The sequence below is a fragment of the Pseudonocardia sp. ICBG601 genome (genome assembly GCF_020496245.1).
The window spans coordinates 1-18,489 of the sequence record NZ_JAHLJA010000040.1; the positions used below are offsets into that span (position 1 = coordinate 1).

Consider the following 18,489-nt stretch of genomic DNA (forward strand, 5'->3'; position numbering starts at 1 on the left):
CGGAGACGGAGGACGAGGGCGCGACCCGCTCGCGTCCCCGCACCACCCCCGGCAAGGGCCGGGCGACACCGAAGCGCCGTGACGCCGAAGGCAGGCGGCGCGGCCCCCGCGCCGCCCCCGCCGCGCACCCAGCGGGAGCCGCGAAGCGGCCCGCGCCACCCGGCCCGTCGAAGGACGAGCGCCGGGCGAAGGCGCTGGAGCGCCGCAAGCGGATGGGGGACGCGGTGACGACCGCGTGCTGCCCCCCCGTGACCGCCGCAAGGTGCGGGCGTACGTGCGTGACATCGTCGACTCGCGCCCGCACGTCATCGGGCTGTTCCTGCCGCTGGCCGCGCTGTGCTGGTCGCGGCGCTGATCCAGAACCGATGATCCAGCAGTACGTCACGCTGTTCACGTTTCTGATGCTGATCGTGATGGTCGTCGAGGGCACGCTGCTGGGCATGCAGGTCCTGAAGAAGGCCCGCGCGAAGTTCCCCGACGAGGAGATCAAGGGCCTCGGCACCGGGTGGTACGCGTTCTCCCGCGCCACCCAGCCGCGACGGATGCGGGTGCCCAAGCCGCGCGTCAAGCGCGGCGACACGGTCTGACACGGTCCCGGCGGGCCCCTGCTCTCAGAGCACGAGCGGCCCGCCGGGCAGGTCCAGGACGGCCTGCAGCGACGGCGTCCCCCCGCGACGACCTCGGCCTCCCCGCCCGCGCCGAGCGCGTCGAGCAGCGCGGTCACCCGCTCCGGCTCCGGGTGGGTCAGGCGCAGCGTCCGCAGGCTCGCCGGGACCGGGAGGTCGGCGGCCGGGTGCCGGGTGGTGCCCCAGTCGATGAGGAACGGCAGCACCCCGCCCGCGTCGTCGGGCGGGAACGCGAGCCGCCACGCCAGGAGCGTGCCGTCCGGGCGTCTGCGGGACATGTCCCGGGCCGGTCCCGGGTCGTGCCCGGCGGCGCGGGCCGCGGCGAGCGCGGCGTCGAGGTCCTCGACGCGCACCGCCCAGGTCACCAGGGCGGGCGCGGTCAGGGTGTCGATCCGGAACGGGCGCGGTGCGCCCGGCTCGTCCTGGGCGGGGTCGGGGCCGACGACCTCCAGGTAGCGGCCCGGCCCGATCCCGGCCAGCCGATTGCGGGTGCCGACACCGACGTGCGGTCCGCCCTCGATCGTGTGGAGATGACGTCCGGCCAGGTCAGCGGCAGTGTCGTCGACGTCGGGGGTGGCCAGGACCAGATGATCGAGCACCTTCGCGACGCTACCGGGGACCGGTAGGACACGATGTGCGGCGTGACTCCTCCCGTCGAACTGCGGACACTCGTCCTCGGGGGCACGCGCTCCGGCAAGTCGCGGCACGCCGAGGAACTGCTCGAGGGGCTGCCCGGCGACGCGGCGGTCCGCTACCTGGCGACCGGTCGGCCGATCCCCGGCGACACCGACTGGGACGCGCGCATCGCCGCGCACGCCGCCCGGCGCCCCGCGCACTGGACCACCGAGGAGGTCGTCGGCACCGAGCTGGCCACCGCCCTCGCCCGGCCCGGCCCGGTGCTGGTCGACGACCTGGCGACCTGGCTGACCGGGGTCCTCGACGACGCCGGCGCCTGGGCCGCCCCGGTCGTGCCCGCCGGCGTCGACGCCGCCGTCGACGGGTTGGTCGCCGCGGTCGCCGCCGCGCCCGGGCCGCTGGTGCTGGTCTCCGCCGAGACCGGGCTGGGCGTGGTGCCGGACACCCGCGCCGGGCGGCTGTTCCGCGACCGCCTCGGCGAGCTGAACGCCGCCGTCGCGCGGGTGTGCGACGACGTCGTGCTGGTGGTGGCCGGGCGGGCGCTCGCGCTGCCCCCGGGTCGCACCGCCGGGACTCCGGCCGTCGCTCCGGCCCCGGTCACCGAGGTTCCGGCCGGGTCCTCGGACGCGGCGGCCCCGGCCTCCGCGGGTCCGGTGTCCGGTGTCCCGACCGGCGACATTCCGGCGGCAGGCACGCCGGCGGCAGAGACCCCGGCAGCAGAGACCCCGGAGCCCGAGGTCCCCGTTGCCGGGGCCGCCGGGGCGGAGGTCGCGGATCCCGCCGGCGACGTCGCCGGCACCCCGGCCGGGGTGCCGGGTGCGGTCGTCCCCGCGACCGGAGCCGCCGCGGGCGCCGTCGCCGGGGCCGCGCCGACGCCCGACTCGGTGTCGGAGTCCGACGTCGAGATCGTCCCGGTCACCGTCGGGCGGCCGGACTCCCGCAGCCGCCGCGAGGCCGTCGCGCTGGTGGACGGGCTCGCGATGCCCACCGGTGGGCTCGGCAGGCTGGGTGAGCTGGGTGTGTGGCTGGCCTCCTGCCAGGGCGTCTGCCCGCCGCAGGCCCCGGTGCACGCCCGGGTGGTGCTGCTCGCCGCCGACCACGGCATCGCAGCGAACGGTGTCTCGGCCTACCCGCCCGAGGTGTCCGCGGTGCGGGCGACCGCCGCCGCGGCCGGACGGCTGCCGGTGACCGTCGCCGCGCGGGCCGCCGGGGCGACCGTGCGGGTCGTCGACGTCGGGCTGGTGTCCGGGGCCGAGGGTGCCGAACCGGGCTGGCTCGTCGCCCACGGCACCGGCCGGATCGACCGCGAGGACGCCCTCGACGGTGAGCGCGCCACCACCGCGTGGCTGACCGGGCGCCGGCTGGCCGACGCCGAGATCGACGCCGGGGCGGACCTGCTGATCCCGGCGACGCTCGCCGTCGGCGTCACGACCCCGGCCGCGACGCTGGTCGCGGCCGTGACCGGGGCCGAGCCGGTCGCCGTCGTGGGGCGGGCGTCGGGGATCGACGACCGCGCCTGGATGCGCAAGGCCGTCGCGATCCGCGACGCGCTGCGCCGGGCGCGTCCGCACCTGCGCGATCCGCTGGCGCTGCTGCGCACCGTCGGCGGCACGGACCTGATCGTGCTCGCCGGTTTCCTCGCCCGGGCCGCGGAGCGGAAGGTGCCCGCGGTGCTCGACGGTCTGGCGGTCGGCGCGGCGGCGCTGCTGGCCGACGAGCTGGCCCCCGGGGCGAAGGACTGGTGGGTCGCGGCGCAGCCGTCGACCGAGCCGGCCGCGACACTCGTCCTGGAGCACCTGTCGCTGGTGCCGCTGCTGGACCTGGCGGTGCGCACCGAGGACGGCACCGCCGCGGTGACGGCGCTGCCGCTGCTGGTGACCGCGGCGCGGCTGCTCGCCGAGACCGGGACGGCGCGCGACACCGGCGTCGTGCCGGGCGACGTGACCGCGGCGGCCGGCGCCGGGCGGTGAGCGGACCCCGGCCGGGTCCCCTCGCCGGGCTCGCGCTGGCGGTCAGCTGGCTGACCGTCGTGCCGGCCCGGGTGCGCACCGCCGACGACGGCGCGCTGCCCGACGGCGTCGCCGCGGCCGCGCTGCGCTGGGCGCCGCTGGTCGGTGCCGGGCTCGGCGTCGCGGGCGGGGCGCTGCTCACCGGTCTGGTCGCGGCCGGGTGTCCCCGCTGGTCGCGGGCCTGCTCACGGTCGGGGCGGGTGCCCTGGCGACGCGCGGGATGCACATCGACGGCATCGCCGACACCGCTGACGGTCTGGGCAGCTACGGCCCGCCGGAGCGGGCGCTGCGGATCATGGCCGACGGCGGGGCGGGACCGTTCGCCGTCGTCACGCTGCTGGTGGTGCTGGGCGCCCGCGCCGCGGCACTCGCCCAGCTGGTGGCCGCGCCACCGGTCGTCGTGCTGGTGGTCTGTGCGCTGGCCGCGGCGACCGGGCGCGCCGGGTTCTGCTGGGTGGCGCGCCGCGGCACGCCCGCCGCGCGCCCGGGTGGTCTCGGTGCGACGGTCGCCGGGTCACAGCCGGTGTGGGTCGCGCCGCTGTGGTGGGCCGGGCTGGCCTCGGCCGCCACCGTGGCGCTGGCCGCGACGGGTCCGGCGGGCACCGTCGTGACGACGGCGGCCGTGGTGGGGGCGGTCCTGCTCGCGGCACTGCTGGTGGTGGGGCTGGCCCACCACACCCGGCGCCGGTTCGGCGGGATGAGCGGCGACGTGCTGGGCGCGGCCTGCGAGGTGGGCGGCACCGCCGTCCTCGTCGTGCTGGCGGCCGCGCTCCCGGGCTGACGGGCCGTCGGGCGGGTCACCGCGGTTCCCCGAACCAGCGGCCGAGGGCGACGTCGAGGGTCGAGGGGGCGCCGGCCCAGCAGACGTAGCCGTCGGGCCGGACCAGCAGGGCGTCGGTGTCGGCGCCCCGGCCGGCGCGCTGGATCCGGCCGCTCCAGCGGCGCTCCTGCTCGCCGTAGTGGCCCCGGGGATCGACGAGCACACCACGACCGGCGCGCAGGAGCTCGTGGAGCCGGGCCGGACCGAGGTCGACGTCGGGGGCGGGACGACCGACCAGCGGGTGCTCTCCCGCGCCGGGCATCGGATAGCGGACGGTCCGGCCGGAGAGCGTCTCGGTCAGCCTCCGACGCACCTCCGGCAGCGCGGCCAGCTCGACGACGAGGTCCCGGGCCGCCGTGACGCCGGGGGCTCCGGTGCCGGCCCAGTCCATCAGCAGGCTCTGGGCCGCGACGTTGCGCAGGACCGCGGCGCCGACCGGGTGGCGCTCGTCGTGGTAGGTGTCGAGCAGTCCGGGCCCGGCCCAGCCGTGCACGGCGGCGCCGAGCTTCCACCCGAGGTTCATCGCGTCCTGGATGCCGGTGTTCATGCCCTGGGCGCCGAGGGGCAGGTGGACGTGGGCGGCGTCGCCGGCCAGGAACACCCGTCCGTGACGGTAGCGGGCGGCCTGGCGGGCGGCGTCGGTGATCCGGTAGGCGTAGCTGGTCTCCAGCAGCTCCACGGCCGTCCCGTACACCGCCCGCAGGCCGTCGCGGATCTCCTCCTCGGTGACGGGGACGTCGCGGGGCCGCGAGCGTGGCCCGCCCAGGGCCAGGCGGTGCAGTGGGCGCCCCTGCCGGTCGGTGCCGAGGGGGAAGATCTCGGTCCAGGTCCCGTCGTCGCCACGGGTGTGGGTGACGAGCTGGTACTCACCGCTGAGCCGGACGTCGGCAGCGACGACGGTCACCGTCCCCGGAGTGCCGGGGAACGGCTCGTCGAGAAGGGAGCGCACGGTGCTGCGTCCGCCGTCGGCGGCGACGAGCCAGCGTGCGCGCAGTGTGGTGCCGTCGGCGCAGAGGGCGGTGACCGCGTCGTCGTCCTGGGTGAGCGCCGTCAGCTCGCACTCGCGCCGGGCGCGTACGCCGTGCGTGGCGAGGTGCCCCTCCAGCAGCTTCTCGATCTCCACCTGCGGCGCGGTCCGCCACGCCAGCCGCTCATCGGGGTCGTCGAGCCGGATGCCGGCGAAGTGGGCCGGGACCGGCCGGGCGAAGTCCTGGGCGAGCAGGGGCTCCAGCAGGCCTCGCTGGTCGAGCGCCTCCTGGGTGCGGGGCTGGATCCCCCCGGCCTTGGACAGCGTGCTGCGCTCGGCCAACCGGTCGACCAGGACGAACGGCACCTGCGCGAGACACAGCTCCTCGGCCAGTACGAGACCGGTGGGCCCGGCCCCCACCACGACTACCTCGGTGTCCACGGGGTCTGTCATCGGAAGCTCCTCGGGTCGGTGTGTCCGCGTCGAGCCGACTGTTCACCGTGTTCGGTGATCACCGCCGCTCAACCGCACTGATCCGGCGGATTCCGGCGCCGTAGGCTCCGAGATGATGGACGACGACTTCGACGAGATCGACCGTCGGCTGGCGCACGCGCTGGCGCTCGACGGCCGGGCCCCGTTCAGCCTCATCGCGGAGGTGGCGGAGGTCTCCGAGCGGACGGTCGCCCGGCGCTACACCCGGCTGCGCTCGACCGGAACGATCCGGGTCGTGGGCCGCCCGGCCGCCGTCGCGACCGGCGCCGTGGAGTGGTTCCTGCGCGTGCGCTGTGCGCCGTCCGCCGCCGTCGCCGTCGCGGAGGCACTCGCGCGGCGACCGGACACCTCGTGGGTAATGCTCACCTCGGGCGGTACCGAGATCGTGTGCGCAGTGCGCGCCGAACACGACACGGACAGCGAGACGTTGCTGCTCGACCGGCTCCCCCGCACATCACGGGTGGAGGCCGTGAGCGCGCACTCGGTGCTGCACACCTTCTACGGCGGCGCGGAGAGTCCGGTGGCCAAGCTCGGGCCGCTCGACGCGGCTGCCGCCGCCCGCCTGCGACCCGCACCGCCGGACGGACCGGGCGGGCCCGTCCGCCTCGACGACGGCGACCGCGAGCTCGTCGCCGCACTGGCCGACGACGGACGCAGCACCTACGAGCAGCTGGCCGCACGCACCGGCTGGTCCGCCTCGACCGTGCGTCGCAGGCTGCACGAGCTACGTCGCCGCGGAGCGGTTCATCTCGATCTCGATGTCGACCCGCGCCTGTTCGGCCGCGGTGTGCGCACCCTGTGCTGGTTCTCGGTACCGCCGGCAGACCTCGCTCCCGTCGGCGAGGCCCTCGCCGGGCACGCCGAGGTCGCCTTCGCCGCCGCCACCACGGGCCCGACGAACCTGTGCGCCACGGTGCTCTGCGCCGACCAGCAGGGGGTCTACCGATATCTGACCGAGCAGGTCGCGACGCTGCCGTCCGTCGCCCACGTCGAGACGGCGCCGGTGATCCGGATCGTCAAGGAGGTCGGCGGCGGAACCGTGCCCCGGGCACGGCCCCACCACTAGACCGCGCCGCCCGACTGCGCGTCTCAGACCGACGCGGAGGCCGGCACCAGCGTGTGCATCCAGCCGTGCGGGTCCGGGGCCGCACCGCGCTGGATCGCGGTCAGCGCGTCACGCAGCTGCAGGGTGACCGGGCCGGGCTCACCGTTGCCGATGGTCACCTCGCCGCCGCTGTGCTTGACCGTCCCGATCGGGGTGATCACCGCGGCGGTGCCACAGCCGAACGCCTCGGTCAGCACGCCGCTCGCGGCGCCACCGAGCCACTCCTGGCCGGAGATGCGGCGCTCGACCACGGACATCCCGAGGTCCTCTGCCACGGTGATCAGCGAGTCCCGGGTGATGCCGGCGAGCACCGAGCCGCGCAGGTCCGGCGTCGCGATCTCGACCGAGCCGTCGTCGCCGCGGAAGACGAAGAACAGGTTGTTCGAGCCCATCTCGTCGATCCACTGGCGCTCCTCGGCGTCGAGGTAGGCGACCTGGGCGCAGCCGTGCTGGGCGCCGACCGACTGCGGCAGCAGCGACGCCGCGTAGTTCCCGCCGCACTTGGCGGTGCCGGTGCCGCCGAGCGCGGCGCGGGTGTACTCGGTCTCCAGCCACACGTCCATCGGCTGGACCCCACCGGCGAAGTACGGCCCGGCGGGCGAGGCGATGACCGCGTAGAGGTACTCCGACGACGGCCGCACCCCCAGCCCGACCTCGGTCGCGATCATGAAGGGCCGCAGGTAGAGCGAGTCCTCGCCGCCCGCCTCGGGCACCCACTCGGAGTCCACGGCGAGCAGCTCGGACAGCGAGGCGAGGAACAGCTCCTCGGGGAGCTCTGCCATCGCGAGCCGGCGCGCGGAGCCGGCGAACCGGGCGGCGTTGGCGTCGGGGCGGAACGAGGCGATCGAGCCGTCGGGCTGGCGGTAGGCCTTGAGCCCCTCGAAGATCTCCTGCCCGTAGTGCAGGACCATCGACGACGGGTCCAGTGTCAGCGGGCCGTAGGGCACGACCGCCGGGTCGTGCCAGCCGGTCCCGGCGGTCCACCGGATCGTCACCATGTGGTCGGTCATGTACCGGCCGAAACCAGGGGCGGCCAGTACGTCGGCGCGCCGCTGGGGGGACGCCGGGGCGGGGTTGCGGGTCACGGAGAACTTCGGCGCGCTCATGACACGAACGGTATCCCCGGCGTCCATCCGGCAGACAGTCGGATTCCCGACCATCGGAACGGGGTCACCGCACGTGCGAGGGCACCAGGGGCGGCTTCACGACCTCCACCGGCAGCGCACGGCCCCGGACGTCGATCACCAGCGTGTCCCCGACGGCCACCTGCGGTGTGGTGTCGACCAGGGCCAGCGCGATGCCGGTGCGCAACGTCGGCGAGAACGTCCCGGAGGTGACGACGCCGACCGGGTTGCCGCCCTCCCCGTCCAGGACGGTCATGCCCGCCCGCGGGACACCGCGCCCGGTCGCCCGCAGCGCACGTAGCCGCCGCGCCGGGCCCGCCGCGCGCTCGGCCAGCAGCGCGTCGCGGCCCCAGAACGCGGGCTTGTCCCAGCCGACCGCCCAGCCGCTCCCGGCCTGGACCGGGCTGATCTCGGTGGACAGCTCGTGGCCGTGCAGCGGGTAGCCCATCTCGGTGCGCAGGGTGTCCCGCGCGGCGAGCCCGCAGGGCCCGCCGCCGACCGCGCGGACGGCGTCGAGCAGGGCGTCCCACATCGCGGGGGCGGCCCCGGCGGCGAGGACGACCTCGTAGCCGAGCTCGCCGGTGTAGCCGGTGCGGCAGATCCGCACGCCGCCGTCGCCCAGGCCGCCCTCGATGTCGGTGAAGGCCATGTAGTCCAGCCCGGCGACGGCGTCGCCCGCGGCACCGAGCGCCGCGACCAGCGCCTCGCGGGACCGGGGGCCCTGCACCGCGAGCACCGCGAGCTCGCGGTGCAGGTCGGTGATCACGACCCCGGGCGGGGCGTCGGCGGCGAGCGCGGAGACGATCCGGGTGGAGTTCGCGGCGTTCGGGACGAGCAGCAGGTCGTCGTCGGCCGCCAGGTACACGATCATGTCGTCCTCGACGCCGCCGCGGGCGTCGCAGGCCAGGGTGTACTGGGCCCGGCCCGGGCCGATGCGGCCGAGGTCGTTGGTGAGGCAGGCGTTCAGGTGCGCGGCCGCCCCCGGCCCGGTGACCGGGACGGTCCCGAGGTGGCTGACGTCGAACAGTCCCGCCGTCTCCCGGACCGAGGTGTGCTCGGCGACGGTGCCGCCCGGGTAGGAGATCGGCATCGACCATCCCCCGAACTCGCCGAGGGTGGCGTCGAGGGCGACGTGCCGGTCGTGCAGTGGGCTGGGCAGGAGCTCGTCGGTCACGCGCCCGACCCTATCGGCCTCAGAGCGTGTTTGGAAATTCTAGTGGGTTGAGGGTGTCGTGTGTTTCTGCTGGCGGGTGGCGGGGTATCCACGGGCGATGCGGCGGGTGATGGTGTTGATCGCGGCCCAGCGGATCATGGCTTCGGATGTGGTGGGGTGGCGTTCGTAGTCTCGGGCCAGGCGTCGGTGTGCGGTGAGCCAGGCCAGGGTCCGTTCGACCACCCACCTTCGTGGGAGGACGGTGAATCCGCGCTGCTCGGGTGGCTTGCGGATGATCTCGATCGTTGTCTGCAGGATCGTGGCGGCCCAGTCGAGCAGTCGCCCGGCGAAGCCGGCGTCGGCGTAGACGAACCGCACCCTGGTGCGCAGGTAGAGGTTGAGCAGGATCGGCTTGGCGCCGTCGCGGTCCTGTACCGAGGCCGAGCACACCATCGTGGTCAGCAGCAGACCGAGGGTGTCGGTCACGATGAACCGTTTCCGTCCGCCTGTCTTCTTCCCGGCGTCGTAGCCGCGGGAGTCCTGGCCGACGGTGTCGGCGCCCTTGACCGACTGGGAATCGATGATCCCCGCACTCGGCTCCGGATCACGGCCCTCGGCGATACGTAACTGCCCCCGCACGACCGGGAGGATCTTCTCGGTGACCTTCTGCTGTTCCCACTGGTTGAAGTACCAGTAGACGGTCTGCCAGGGCGGGAAGTCCACCGGCAACGCCCGCCAGGCACACCCGGTCCGCACGACATACAAGATCGCGTCCAGCACGTCCCGACGAGCATGAGCAACAGGCCGCCCCCGCCGCGCGAGCGGCGGTAACAACGGCTCGATCACCACCCACTGGGCATCACTGGTGTCCGAGGGGTACCGGCGCGGTCGTTCCTGCATGCCGACCACGATGGAGCACCCCAGCCGTGTCGACCATCCCGACACACCCACCATTTCCAAACACGCTCTCAGGCCGCCTGCTCCTCGGGATCGGTGCGGCGCACGGGTTCCTCGTCCGCGGCACGGGCACGGGAGCGCGCGGTGACCGCGCAGAGCAGCCAGCCCGCGGCGAGCGCCCCGACCGTCGCGAGCAGCGGCCACAGCGGCATCGCCGCGGCGACGACCAGGCACCCCACCCCACCGGCGACGGCGACGACCGCCGCCCGCACCGGGCGCCCCGGCAGCCGGAGCACCGCGGCGTGCACCACCGCGTGGTGGACCAGGGCCGCGACCACGGTGACCACGATCGCCGTCGTCGCGGACAGCAGCAGGGTCAGCGCCCCCAGCGTCAGGTCGGCCACCCACGGCGTGCCACGCGACCCGCCCCGCCCCAGGAACGCGGGCAGCTCCCCCTCGCGGGACAGCCGGGCGGCCCCGGCCGCGGCCCGCGAGAGCGCACCGAGCAGCGCGGCGATCGTGGCGGCGGCGGCCCCGATCCGCACCAGCACCCCGACCTGGGCGCTGCTGCTGGTGTCCATCAGTGCGGCCAGCGGAGCCGACGCCGACGCCAGCCCGGACGCCCCGAGCCCGCGCAGCAGCGCCGCCGACAGCAGGAGCAGCAGCAGCGTCGTGATCATGACCGCGAGCGCGGGGGCCCGGCGGATCGCCCGCACCGGGTCCCGCAGGCTGCCACCGAGCTCGGCGACGCGCGACAGACCGGTGAAGGCGAGGAAGACGAACCCGGCGGCCGCGAGCACCCCGAGCGGGCCCGGTTCGATCGCGGCCTGCAGCGTGGCGACGGCCGGGTCGTCGGGCGTCCCGGCGCCGTCGCCGGCGATGCCGGCCCCGGTCGCCGCGGCGGGCATCGCCGAGGACAGCACCGCCTGCGGCCCCTCCGAGCTCAGGCCCACCGCGATCGCGACGGTCAGGGCGAGCAGCGTGCCCACCACCAGACCGCGCGCGGCGCCGTGCGAGATCCGCACCCCGAAGGCGTTCACCGCGACGACGGCGAGCACCGCCACCACCGCGATCGTCACCGGCTGGGTGGGCAGCACGTAGGCACCGAACACCAGTGCCGCCGCCGACCCGGCGGCGACCCGCGAGGTCACCCGCGCGACCGCCCCGAGCCGCAGCGCCGGGGCGGGCAGGTCACCGCGGGCCAGCTCCGGACCGGCCGGGCGGGCGAGCGACAGGTGCGCGGTCGAGGCGACGACGCCGAGCGCGAGCAGCGCGGCGAGCAGCACCCCGAGCGGGAACCAGGTGCCCGCCGACGCCGCAGCGGGCCCGAGTGCGGCGTACAGCCCGGTACCGAACGTCGCCGCGAGGGCGACGACGACCGCGGTCACGGTCGGCATCCGGTACGGGGGGGGCGAGGCACCCGTTCACCTTCCCATCCACCCCTGTGCCGCGCGGCGCCGCGGGGTGTCATTACCATCTCGGTCCGGTCTCGTCGTCCCGCCCGCCACCCGGCTCCCCACCCGCCCGGCGCACAGGACACGCGCACCGGCCACGCAGGGTGAGATCGGGCGAGGCGGAACCACTCGTCCGATACCCACCGTTCCCGTCCGACCCGAGGAGTGCCACCCGTGCCGATCGACGTCCCGACCCTCCCCCAGACCGCCGCGCACAGCGGTGCCGAGACGGAGGCGGTCGTCGACGCCGTCGTGGTCGGTCTGTACGCCCCCGCGGCCGACGCCGCCGACGGCACCGGCCCGGCCCTGGCCGCGGGCGCCGACGACGTCGACGCCGCGTACTCCGGGGAGCTGCTGGAGCTGCTCACCACCGTCGGCGCGACCGGCAAGGCCGAGCAGGTCGTCTCGCTGCCGACCCGCGGAGCGCTGTCCGCGCCACGGCTGGTCGCGGTCGGTCTGGGCCGCCCGGCCGAGGGACCGAAAGCGTCCGAGGCGGTCCGGCGCGGCGCCGGTGCCGCCGCCCGCGCGCTGGCCGGGACCGGCTCGGCGCTGAGCACGCTGTCCGCGGTCGACGCCGAGGCCGCGGTCGTCGGCGCCGTCCTGGGCGGCTACCGCTTCGACCGGCACCGGACCTCGACCGACGCCGCGGCCGCCCCGGTCGGCAGCTGGTCGTTCACCGGCACCGACGACCGGTCCGTGCAGCGGGCGACGCTGGTCGCCGAGGCCGTCGTCACCGCGCGGGACCTGGTCAACACCGCGCCGAACGTGCTGGTCCCGGAGACCTTCGCGGCGCACGCGGTCGCCCTCGGCGAGCGTGCCGGCCTGGTCACCGAGGTCCTCGACGACGCGCAGCTGCGGGAGAACGGCTACGGCGGCATCACCGGCGTCGGGAAGGGGTCGGCGAACCCGCCGCGGCTGGTCCGCCTGACCTGGAACGGCGGCGCCGCCCCGTCGAAGCGGGTCGCGCTCGTCGGCAAGGGCATCACCTTCGACACCGGCGGCATCTCGCTCAAGCCCAACGCCGGCATGGCCGACATGACCTCGGACATGGGCGGGGCGGCCGCGGTCGTCGCGACCGTCGTGCTGGCCGCGAAGCTGGAGCTGCCGGTCACCGTGACCGCGACCGTGCCGATGGCGGAGAACATGCCGTCGTCGACGGCGTACAAGCCCGGCGACGTGCTGACCATGTTCGGCGGCACCACCGTCGAGGTGCTCAACACCGACGCCGAGGGACGGCTGATCCTCGCCGACGCGATCGTCCGCGCCGCCCAGGACGGCCCCGACTACCTGGTGGAGACCTCGACGCTGACCGGCGCGCAGCTCGTCGCGCTCGGCATGCGCACCGCCGGGGTGATGGGGTCGGACGAGCTGCGCGACCGGGTCGCCGCGCACGGTGCCGCCACCGGCGAGGACGCCTGGGCGATGCCGCTGCCGGAGTACCTGCGCAGCGACCTGGACTCGCGGGTGGCCGACATCAGCAACGTCAGCGGACAGCGGTTCGCCGGGATGCTGCTGGCCGGGGTGTTCCTCAAGGAGTTCGTGCCCGCCGGGCTGCCGTGGGCGCACATCGACATCGCCGGGCCGTCGTTCAACACCGGCGGGCCGCGCGGCTACACCACCAAGGGCGGCACCGGTGTCCCGGTGCGCACCCTGCTGGCGTTCCTGGAGGACGTGGCCGCGAACGGCTGACCGGCCTCAGCGTTCCTGCAACGCGTCCAGCGCGACGGCGAACGCGGCGGCCAGGCGGAAGTCGACGCGCGGGTCCGGGACGGCGACGTCGTAGGAGTCGCGCAGCGACCACCGCCGGTCGCTGCTCATCAGCAGGGTGCCGTCGGCGTCGTCGGTGACGTCGAAGTGGTACGGCAGCGGCAGGTTCTCCGCGACCCGGCGCAGCAGCGCGACGCCCAGGCTGCGTTCGCGTCCGGTCGCGGCGATCCCGGGCGCGGTCAGCGTCCAGGTCGAGCGCAGCAGGCTCGCCCCGAACCGCTTGCCGAAGGTGCCGATCACCTGGCCGTGCTCGTCGAACACGTCGTGCTCGGCGCGGACGTCGAGGCGTTGGCGGGCGCGGAAGGAGAACACCGCGCGGGAGCGGCTGTCGTCGGACCAGAAGGTGACCTGCTCCTTGAAGGCGAACCGCTTCTGCTGGGCGAACGCCATGAGCGCCCCCGCGCTGCCGTCGGGGTTCGCGGCGTGCACGTCGTAGCGGTTCACGCCGAGGGTGATCCGCTGGCGGACGAGGAAGCGGGGCAGGTGCATCGCGGCGGTCACGGGTCCGGAGTCTGGCCCTGACGGGCACCGGCCGCGACACCGGGCCGGGGGTTACCCGCGGGTAGGGCATACTGCCGCGCATGAGCCGGCAGCGTCGTCGACACGAGGTCCCCGCGCACTCGCCCCGCTCCGCGGTGGTCACCGGCGCGGCCCGCGGCATCGGCGAGCAGATCGCCCGGGAGCTCGTCGGGCGCGGCTACCGGGTGCTGGTCACCGACCTCGACGAGGCAGCGGCACGGGCCACCGCGGCCCGGATCGGGGCGGCCGCCGGCACCGCCTGCGACGTCACCGACCCCGCGGCGTCCGCGGCGGCGGTGGCCCGGGCCCGCGAGCTCGCGCCGCTGGGCGCCTGGGTGAGCAACGCCGGCGTCGGGTTCGACGGCACCGTCACCGACATCGCCGAGGACCGGGCCCGCGCGCTGGTCGAGGTCAACCTGCTGGGCCCGATCTGGGGTGCCCGGGCCGCGGTGACCGCGTTCCGCGAGCAGGCCGACGCGGGGACCACCCGGGGCGGCGAGATCGGCGTGACCGTGTCGCTGTCCGGCCTCGGGCCGGTACCGGGACTGTCGGTGTACGCGGCGTCGAAGGCAGGCGCGCTGTCGCTGGTGTCCGCGCTGGCCTCGGAGGTGCGCCGGGAGGGCATCGGGGTGCACGCGGTGTGCCCCGACGGGGTGAACACCGAGCTGCTGCGGTCGATGACGCCCGGCGGCCAGGGCCAGGCGCTCGTGCGGTCCGGGGTGCTGGTCACCCCCGAGCAGGTCGCGACGGCGCTGGTCGGGATGTTCGGGACCGGCCGGGTCTACCGGACGCTGCCCGCCTGGCGGGGTGCGCTGCTGCGGCTCACCGCGCTGGCCCCCGGGCCCGCGCTGCGCCTGGAGCCCGCGATGCGCGCGCTCGGCGAGCGACGCGCCCGCTCACTGCGCCCCTGACCCGGGGCCCACCTACATCCGCACTGTCAGGCGTCGCGGTCCTTCGCCCGCAGCTCGCGCAGCATCCGCTCCTGGCGCTCGCGCTTGCGCAGGACGCGGTCGCGGGCGTCGTGCTCGCGCATCCGGTTCGGGTAGCCGACGAGCTGCACGTCGTAGATCGGCATCTGCAGCGACCGGGCCAGCTTCTTCGCCGCGTTCGGGCTCGCGACCCGCCTGCGGGTCCACTCGCCGTCGTGCGCGACGAACCACGGTCGTCTCCGTCACCGTGGTGCGGGGCTCGACGAAGGCCTCGACCCCGATCCGGGCGGCCGACCACGCACGCAGGTGCGCCTCCCCCTCCGCGTACGCGCCACGCCTCCCCCCGGAGCCGGATCCCCGGCCGGACCTGGCACCCGACGGTCCCCGTGACCGGAACAGGTCGAGCAGACCCATGCGCGTCATCCTCTCCTCGATCCGGTCCCACCCCTACGAACCGGACACGGTAGCTCCAGGTGCCCAACGAACGGGATCACCGTTTTGCTCCCGACACCCCAGTGGCGCAGCCGCGACCGGATGACAAGATGGTCGCCGCGTAGCGGGGTCCCGTCCGGCGGAGCCGGTCCACCGGCGGTGACCCCCGGAGGGAGCTGATCGGTGTCCGACCCGGGCGCTCGTTCCGCCGACCTGGTGATCCTGGGTGGCGGCTCCGGTGGCTACGCCTGCGCGCTGCGGGCCGCGGAGCTGGGCCTGTCGGTGGTCCTGGTCGAGAAGGACAAGCTCGGCGGCACCTGTCTGCACCGCGGCTGCATCCCGACCAAGGCACTGCTGCACGCGGCCGAGGTGGCCGACCACGCCCGGGACGGCGCGCAGGTCGGCGTCCGGTCCACCTTCGACGGCGTCGACATGGCCGGGGTGAACGCCTACAAGGACGGCGTGGTCTCCCGGCTGTACACGGGACTGCAGGGCCTGGTCGCCTCCCGCGGGATCACCGTGGTGCCCGGCGCGGGCACCCTGGAGGGCCCCGGCACCGTCCGGGGGGGCGACGAGCGGATCACCGGCCGCCACGTCGTGCTCGCCACCGGCTCCTACGCCCGGTCGCTGCCCGGCCTGGAGCTCGACGACCGCATCGTCACCTCCGACGCCGCGATCACCCTCGACGAGGCCCCGCGCCGGGTCGTGGTGCTCGGCGGCGGCGTGATCGGCGTCGAGTTCGCCAGCGTCTGGCGCTCGTTCGGGGCCGAGGTCACGGTCGTCGAGGCGCTGCCGCGGCTCGTGCCCAACGAGGACGAGTTCTGCTCGACCCAGCTCGCGCGGGCGTTCCGGCGTCGCCGGATCACCACCCGCACCGGGGTGCGGCTCGCGACGGCGACCCGCAGCGGCGACACCGTCACCGTGTCGCTGGAGTCCGGTGAGGAGATCGAGGCCGACCTGCTGCTGGTCGCGGTCGGCCGCGGCCCCAACACCACCGGTCACGGCTTCGCCGAGGCCGGCGTCGCGATGGACGGCGGATTCGTGACCGTCGACGAGCGGCTGCGCACCAACCTCGACGGCGTGTACGCCGTCGGGGACGTCACCCCCGGCCTGCAGCTCGCCCACCGCGGCTTCGCCCACGGGATCTTCGTCGCCGAGGACGTCGCGGGGCTGGCGCCCCGCCCGGTCACCGACGACGGCATCCCGCGCGTCACCTACTGCGACCCCGAGGTCGCCTCGGTCGGGCTGGCCGAGCAGGCCGCGCGGGACCGCCACGGCGAGGTGCACACCCTGACCTACGACCTGGCGGGCAACGGGAAGTCGCAGATCCTGAAGACCTCCGGGGCGGTCAAGCTCGTCGCCCAGGGACCCGCCGGACAGGGCGGACGCATCCTCGGCGTACACATGGTGGGCTCCCGGATCGGGGAGCTCGTCGGGGAAGCGCAACTGGTCTACAACTGGGAGGCTCTGCCCACCGACGTCGCCGCCCTGATCCACGCCCATCCCACGCAGAGCGAGGCCCTCGGAGAGGCCCACCTCGCACTGGCCGGGAGACCGCTGCACACCCACGGCTGATCCCGGCCCCCACGACCCGAACACCCACGCGGAACAAGAGGAGCTCCACCCGACATGGCCGTCACCGTTGAGATGCCCGCCCTGGGCGAGAGTGTCACCGAGGGCACCGTCACCCGCTGGCTCAAGGCCGAGGGCGACACCGTCGAGGTCGACGAGCCGTTGCTCGAGGTCTCGACCGACAAGGTCGACACGGAGATCCCGTCGCCCGCCGCGGGCGTGCTGAAGCGCATCATCGCGGGCGAGGACGACACCGTCGAGGTCGGCGGTGAGCTCGCCGTGATCGGCGACGCCGACGAGGCCGACGGCGCCGGTTCCGACTCGTCCTCCGAGCAGGCCTCCTCCGAGAAGGCCGAGGAGCCCGCGGAGACCGAGCCCGAGCAGGCCGAGGAGGAGGCCCCGAAGCCGTCCTCCGGTGGCTCGTCGTCCGGTGGGGGCTCCGGCACCCCGGTGACGATGCCCGAGCTCGGTGAGTCGGTCACCGAGGGCACCGTGACCCGCTGGCTCAAGCAGGTCGGCGACGCCGTCGAGGTCGACGAGCCGCTGCTCGAGGTCTCCACCGACAAGGTCGACACCGAGATCCCCTCGCCGGTCGCGGGCACCGTGCTCGAGCACACCGTCGCCGAGGACGAGACCGTCGAGGTCGGCGCGCAGCTCGCGCTGGTCGGCGACGGCTCCGCCGCCCCGGCGCAGGACGAGGCGCCGAAGCAGGAGAAGGCGCCCGAGAAGAAGGAGGAGCCGAAGAAGGAGGCTCCGAAGGCCGAGCCGAAGCCCGAGCCGAAGGCCGAGCACCCCAAGGCCGAGGAGAAGCAGGAGAAGGCCCCGGCCGGCTCCGAGGACTCCCCCACCGGGAGCATCGAACCCTCCTCGAACGGCTCTTCGGGCGAGAAGCCCTACGTGACCCCGCTGGTGCGCAAGCTGGCCCAGGAGCACGGCGTCGACCTCGACTCGGTCACCGGCTCCGGCGTCGGCGGCCGCATCCGCAAGCAGGACGTCCTCGCCGCCGCCGAGCAGGCGAAGGCCCCCGCGAAGGAGACGCCGGCCGCCGCGTCCGCCCCGGCTGGGCAGCCCGCCTCCGGTGGCGCGCCGAAGACGCCGCAGGCCGTCCCGACCCGCGCGGACGACGCGCCGGAGCCGGGCACCACGGTCAAGCTCCCGCGCCTGCGCCAGGTCATCGCGCAGCGGCTGAACGAGTCGCTCGCCACCTCGGCGCAGCTGACCACCGTCCAGGAGGTCGACCTCACCCGCATCGTCAAGCTGCGGAACCGGGTCAAGGAAGACTTCAAGCGCCGCGAGGGCGCCAACCTCACCTTCCTGGCCTTCATCGCCAAGGCGACCATCGAGGCACTCAAGGCGTACCCGTCGCTGAACGCCTCCATCTCCGAGGACAACAAGCAGGTCACCTACCACGGCTCGGTCCACATGGGCATCGCCGTGGACACCCCGCGCGGCCTGCTCGTCCCGGTGATCAAGGACGCCGACGACCTGTCGCTGGCCGGGATCGCCAAGAAGATCGCCGACGTCGCGGCCCGCACCCGGGCCTCGAAGATCGGCCCGGACGAGCTGTCCGGCGGCACCTTCACGATCACGAACATCGGGTCCGCCGGCGCGCTGTTCGACACGCCGATCATCAACCAGCCCCAGGTCGCCATCCTGGGCACCGGCGCGATCTCGAAGGAGCCGAAGGTCGTCACCGGCCCCGAGGGCGACGACGTCATCGCCGTCCGCTCGGTGTGCTTCCTGCCGATGACCTACGACCACCGCCTGGTCGACGGCGCCGACGCCGGCCGCTTCCTGTCCGCGGTGAAGGCCCGTCTGGAGGAGGGCGCCTTCGAGGCCGAGCTCGGCCTGTAGGCACCCCGCACGACACACGGCGGCCCGTCCCGGTTCCCCGGGGCGGGCCGCCGTCGTCACCGGTCCGGGTGACCGGTGACGACGGTCGCGGTATGTCCGGCTCGCGCGTCCGCCCGGGACCGGGAAGGATCTC

The 18,489-nt window shown here is 75.1% G+C and carries 13 protein-coding genes and 4 pseudogenes; 9 read left to right on the top strand and 8 right to left on the bottom strand.

Features of this window, described 5'->3' with window-relative positions; all coding sequences use genetic code 11:
* Positions 1–142: 142 nt before the first annotated feature.
* Positions 143–355 (top strand): annotated as a pseudogene (locus KPL57_RS66500) (DUF3043 domain-containing protein); the annotation flags it as partial.
* Between the two features lie 10 nt (positions 356–365).
* Entirely contained in the window at positions 366–587 is a 222-nt protein-coding gene (locus KPL57_RS66505) for a DUF3043 domain-containing protein (RefSeq protein WP_264198131.1), read from the top strand.
* A gap of 173 nt (positions 588–760) precedes the next feature.
* On the opposite strand, the pseudogene KPL57_RS14750 reads toward KPL57_RS66505, so the two are convergent.
* Positions 761–1,333: pseudogene (locus tag KPL57_RS14750) on the bottom strand (VOC family protein); the annotation flags it as partial.
* Between KPL57_RS14750 and KPL57_RS14760 the strand changes: the two are divergent.
* Positions 1,268–3,232: a bifunctional adenosylcobinamide kinase/adenosylcobinamide-phosphate guanylyltransferase gene (locus KPL57_RS14760; RefSeq protein ID WP_308187933.1), complete on the top strand. Its 1,965-nt coding sequence runs from the start codon at positions 1,268–1,270 to the stop codon at positions 3,230–3,232. The pseudogene KPL57_RS14750 and the gene KPL57_RS14760 overlap by 66 nt on opposite strands.
* Positions 3,233–3,431: 199 nt before the next feature.
* Positions 3,432–4,052, top strand: coding sequence for an adenosylcobinamide-GDP ribazoletransferase (locus KPL57_RS14765; protein ID WP_226352060.1), 621 nt, complete (start codon positions 3,432–3,434; stop codon positions 4,050–4,052).
* Between the two features lie 16 nt (positions 4,053–4,068).
* Here the strand turns inward: KPL57_RS14765 and KPL57_RS14770 are convergent, their stop codons facing one another.
* Entirely contained in the window at positions 4,069–5,511 is a 1,443-nt protein-coding gene (locus KPL57_RS14770) for an FAD-dependent monooxygenase (RefSeq protein ID WP_226352061.1), read from the bottom strand.
* A 115-nt stretch (positions 5,512–5,626) separates the two neighbouring features.
* On the opposite strand from KPL57_RS14770, the gene KPL57_RS14775 reads away from it, so the two are divergent.
* A complete protein-coding gene (locus KPL57_RS14775; protein ID WP_226352062.1) occupies positions 5,627–6,616 on the top strand; it encodes an Lrp/AsnC family transcriptional regulator in 990 nt (329 codons plus the stop codon).
* Positions 6,617–6,639: 23 nt separating this feature from the next.
* On the opposite strand, the gene KPL57_RS14780 is transcribed toward KPL57_RS14775, so the two are convergent.
* The 4 genes and pseudogenes from KPL57_RS14780 to KPL57_RS14795 all read right to left on the bottom strand — a co-directional run bounded on the left by KPL57_RS14780 (position 6,640) and on the right by KPL57_RS14795 (position 11,226).
* Complete coding sequence (locus KPL57_RS14780) at positions 6,640–7,761, bottom strand: branched-chain amino acid aminotransferase (protein ID WP_226352063.1); 1,122 nt, start codon at positions 7,759–7,761, stop codon at positions 6,640–6,642.
* Between the two features lie 64 nt (positions 7,762–7,825).
* Positions 7,826–8,953 (bottom strand): glycine cleavage system aminomethyltransferase GcvT, encoded by a 1,128-nt coding sequence (gene gcvT / locus KPL57_RS14785; RefSeq protein WP_226352064.1) that lies wholly within the window; start codon positions 8,951–8,953, stop codon positions 7,826–7,828.
* Positions 8,950–9,886: pseudogene (locus KPL57_RS14790) on the bottom strand (IS5 family transposase). Before KPL57_RS14790 ends, gcvT begins: the two are co-directional and overlap by 4 nt.
* A 14-nt stretch (positions 9,887–9,900) precedes the next feature.
* Complete coding sequence (locus tag KPL57_RS14795; RefSeq protein WP_226352065.1) at positions 9,901–11,226, bottom strand: hypothetical protein; 1,326 nt, start codon at positions 11,224–11,226, stop codon at positions 9,901–9,903.
* Positions 11,227–11,463: 237 nt separating this feature from the next.
* On the opposite strand from KPL57_RS14795, the gene KPL57_RS14800 reads away from it, so the two are divergent.
* Positions 11,464–12,972: a leucyl aminopeptidase gene (locus KPL57_RS14800; RefSeq protein WP_374203720.1), complete on the top strand. Its 1,509-nt coding sequence runs from the start codon at positions 11,464–11,466 to the stop codon at positions 12,970–12,972.
* 6 nt (positions 12,973–12,978) lie between these two features.
* Here KPL57_RS14800 and KPL57_RS14805 read toward each other — a convergent pair whose 3' ends face one another.
* Complete coding sequence (locus KPL57_RS14805; RefSeq protein ID WP_226352067.1) at positions 12,979–13,551, bottom strand: hypothetical protein; 573 nt, start codon at positions 13,549–13,551, stop codon at positions 12,979–12,981.
* 80 nt (positions 13,552–13,631) lie between these two features.
* On the opposite strand from KPL57_RS14805, the gene KPL57_RS14810 reads away from it, so the two are divergent.
* The gene (locus tag KPL57_RS14810; protein ID WP_226352068.1) at positions 13,632–14,480 is read left to right on the top strand and encodes an SDR family oxidoreductase; all 849 of its coding nucleotides are present in this window, start codon (positions 13,632–13,634) and stop codon (positions 14,478–14,480) included.
* A 26-nt stretch (positions 14,481–14,506) separates the two neighbouring features.
* Here the strand turns inward: KPL57_RS14810 and KPL57_RS14815 are convergent.
* Positions 14,507–14,912 (bottom strand): annotated as a pseudogene (locus KPL57_RS14815) (oxidoreductase).
* Between the two features lie 201 nt (positions 14,913–15,113).
* On the opposite strand from KPL57_RS14815, the gene lpdA reads away from it, so the two are divergent.
* Entirely contained in the window at positions 15,114–16,505 is a 1,392-nt protein-coding gene (lpdA, locus tag KPL57_RS14820) for a dihydrolipoyl dehydrogenase (RefSeq protein ID WP_226352069.1), read from the top strand.
* 54 nt (positions 16,506–16,559) lie between these two features.
* A complete protein-coding gene (gene sucB, locus KPL57_RS14825) occupies positions 16,560–18,356 on the top strand; it encodes a 2-oxoglutarate dehydrogenase, E2 component, dihydrolipoamide succinyltransferase (RefSeq protein WP_226352070.1) in 1,797 nt (598 codons plus the stop codon).
* The last annotated feature ends 133 nt before the right edge of the window (positions 18,357–18,489 follow it).

Coding starts and splice junctions, on each gene's coding strand:
- KPL57_RS66505 (WP_264198131.1), top strand. CDS start 366: ATGATCCAGCAGTACGTCACGCTGTTCACGTTTCTGATGCTGATCGTG.
- KPL57_RS14770 (WP_226352061.1), bottom strand. CDS start 5,511: ATGACAGACCCCGTGGACACCGAGGTAGTCGTGGTGGGGGCCGGGCCC.
- KPL57_RS14775 (WP_226352062.1), top strand. CDS start 5,627: ATGGACGACGACTTCGACGAGATCGACCGTCGGCTGGCGCACGCGCTG.
- KPL57_RS14780 (WP_226352063.1), bottom strand. CDS start 7,761: ATGAGCGCGCCGAAGTTCTCCGTGACCCGCAACCCCGCCCCGGCGTCC.
- KPL57_RS14795 (WP_226352065.1), bottom strand. CDS start 11,226: ATGCCGACCGTGACCGCGGTCGTCGTCGCCCTCGCGGCGACGTTCGGT.
- KPL57_RS14810 (WP_226352068.1), top strand. CDS start 13,632: ATGAGCCGGCAGCGTCGTCGACACGAGGTCCCCGCGCACTCGCCCCGC.
- sucB (WP_226352070.1), top strand. CDS start 16,560: ATGGCCGTCACCGTTGAGATGCCCGCCCTGGGCGAGAGTGTCACCGAG.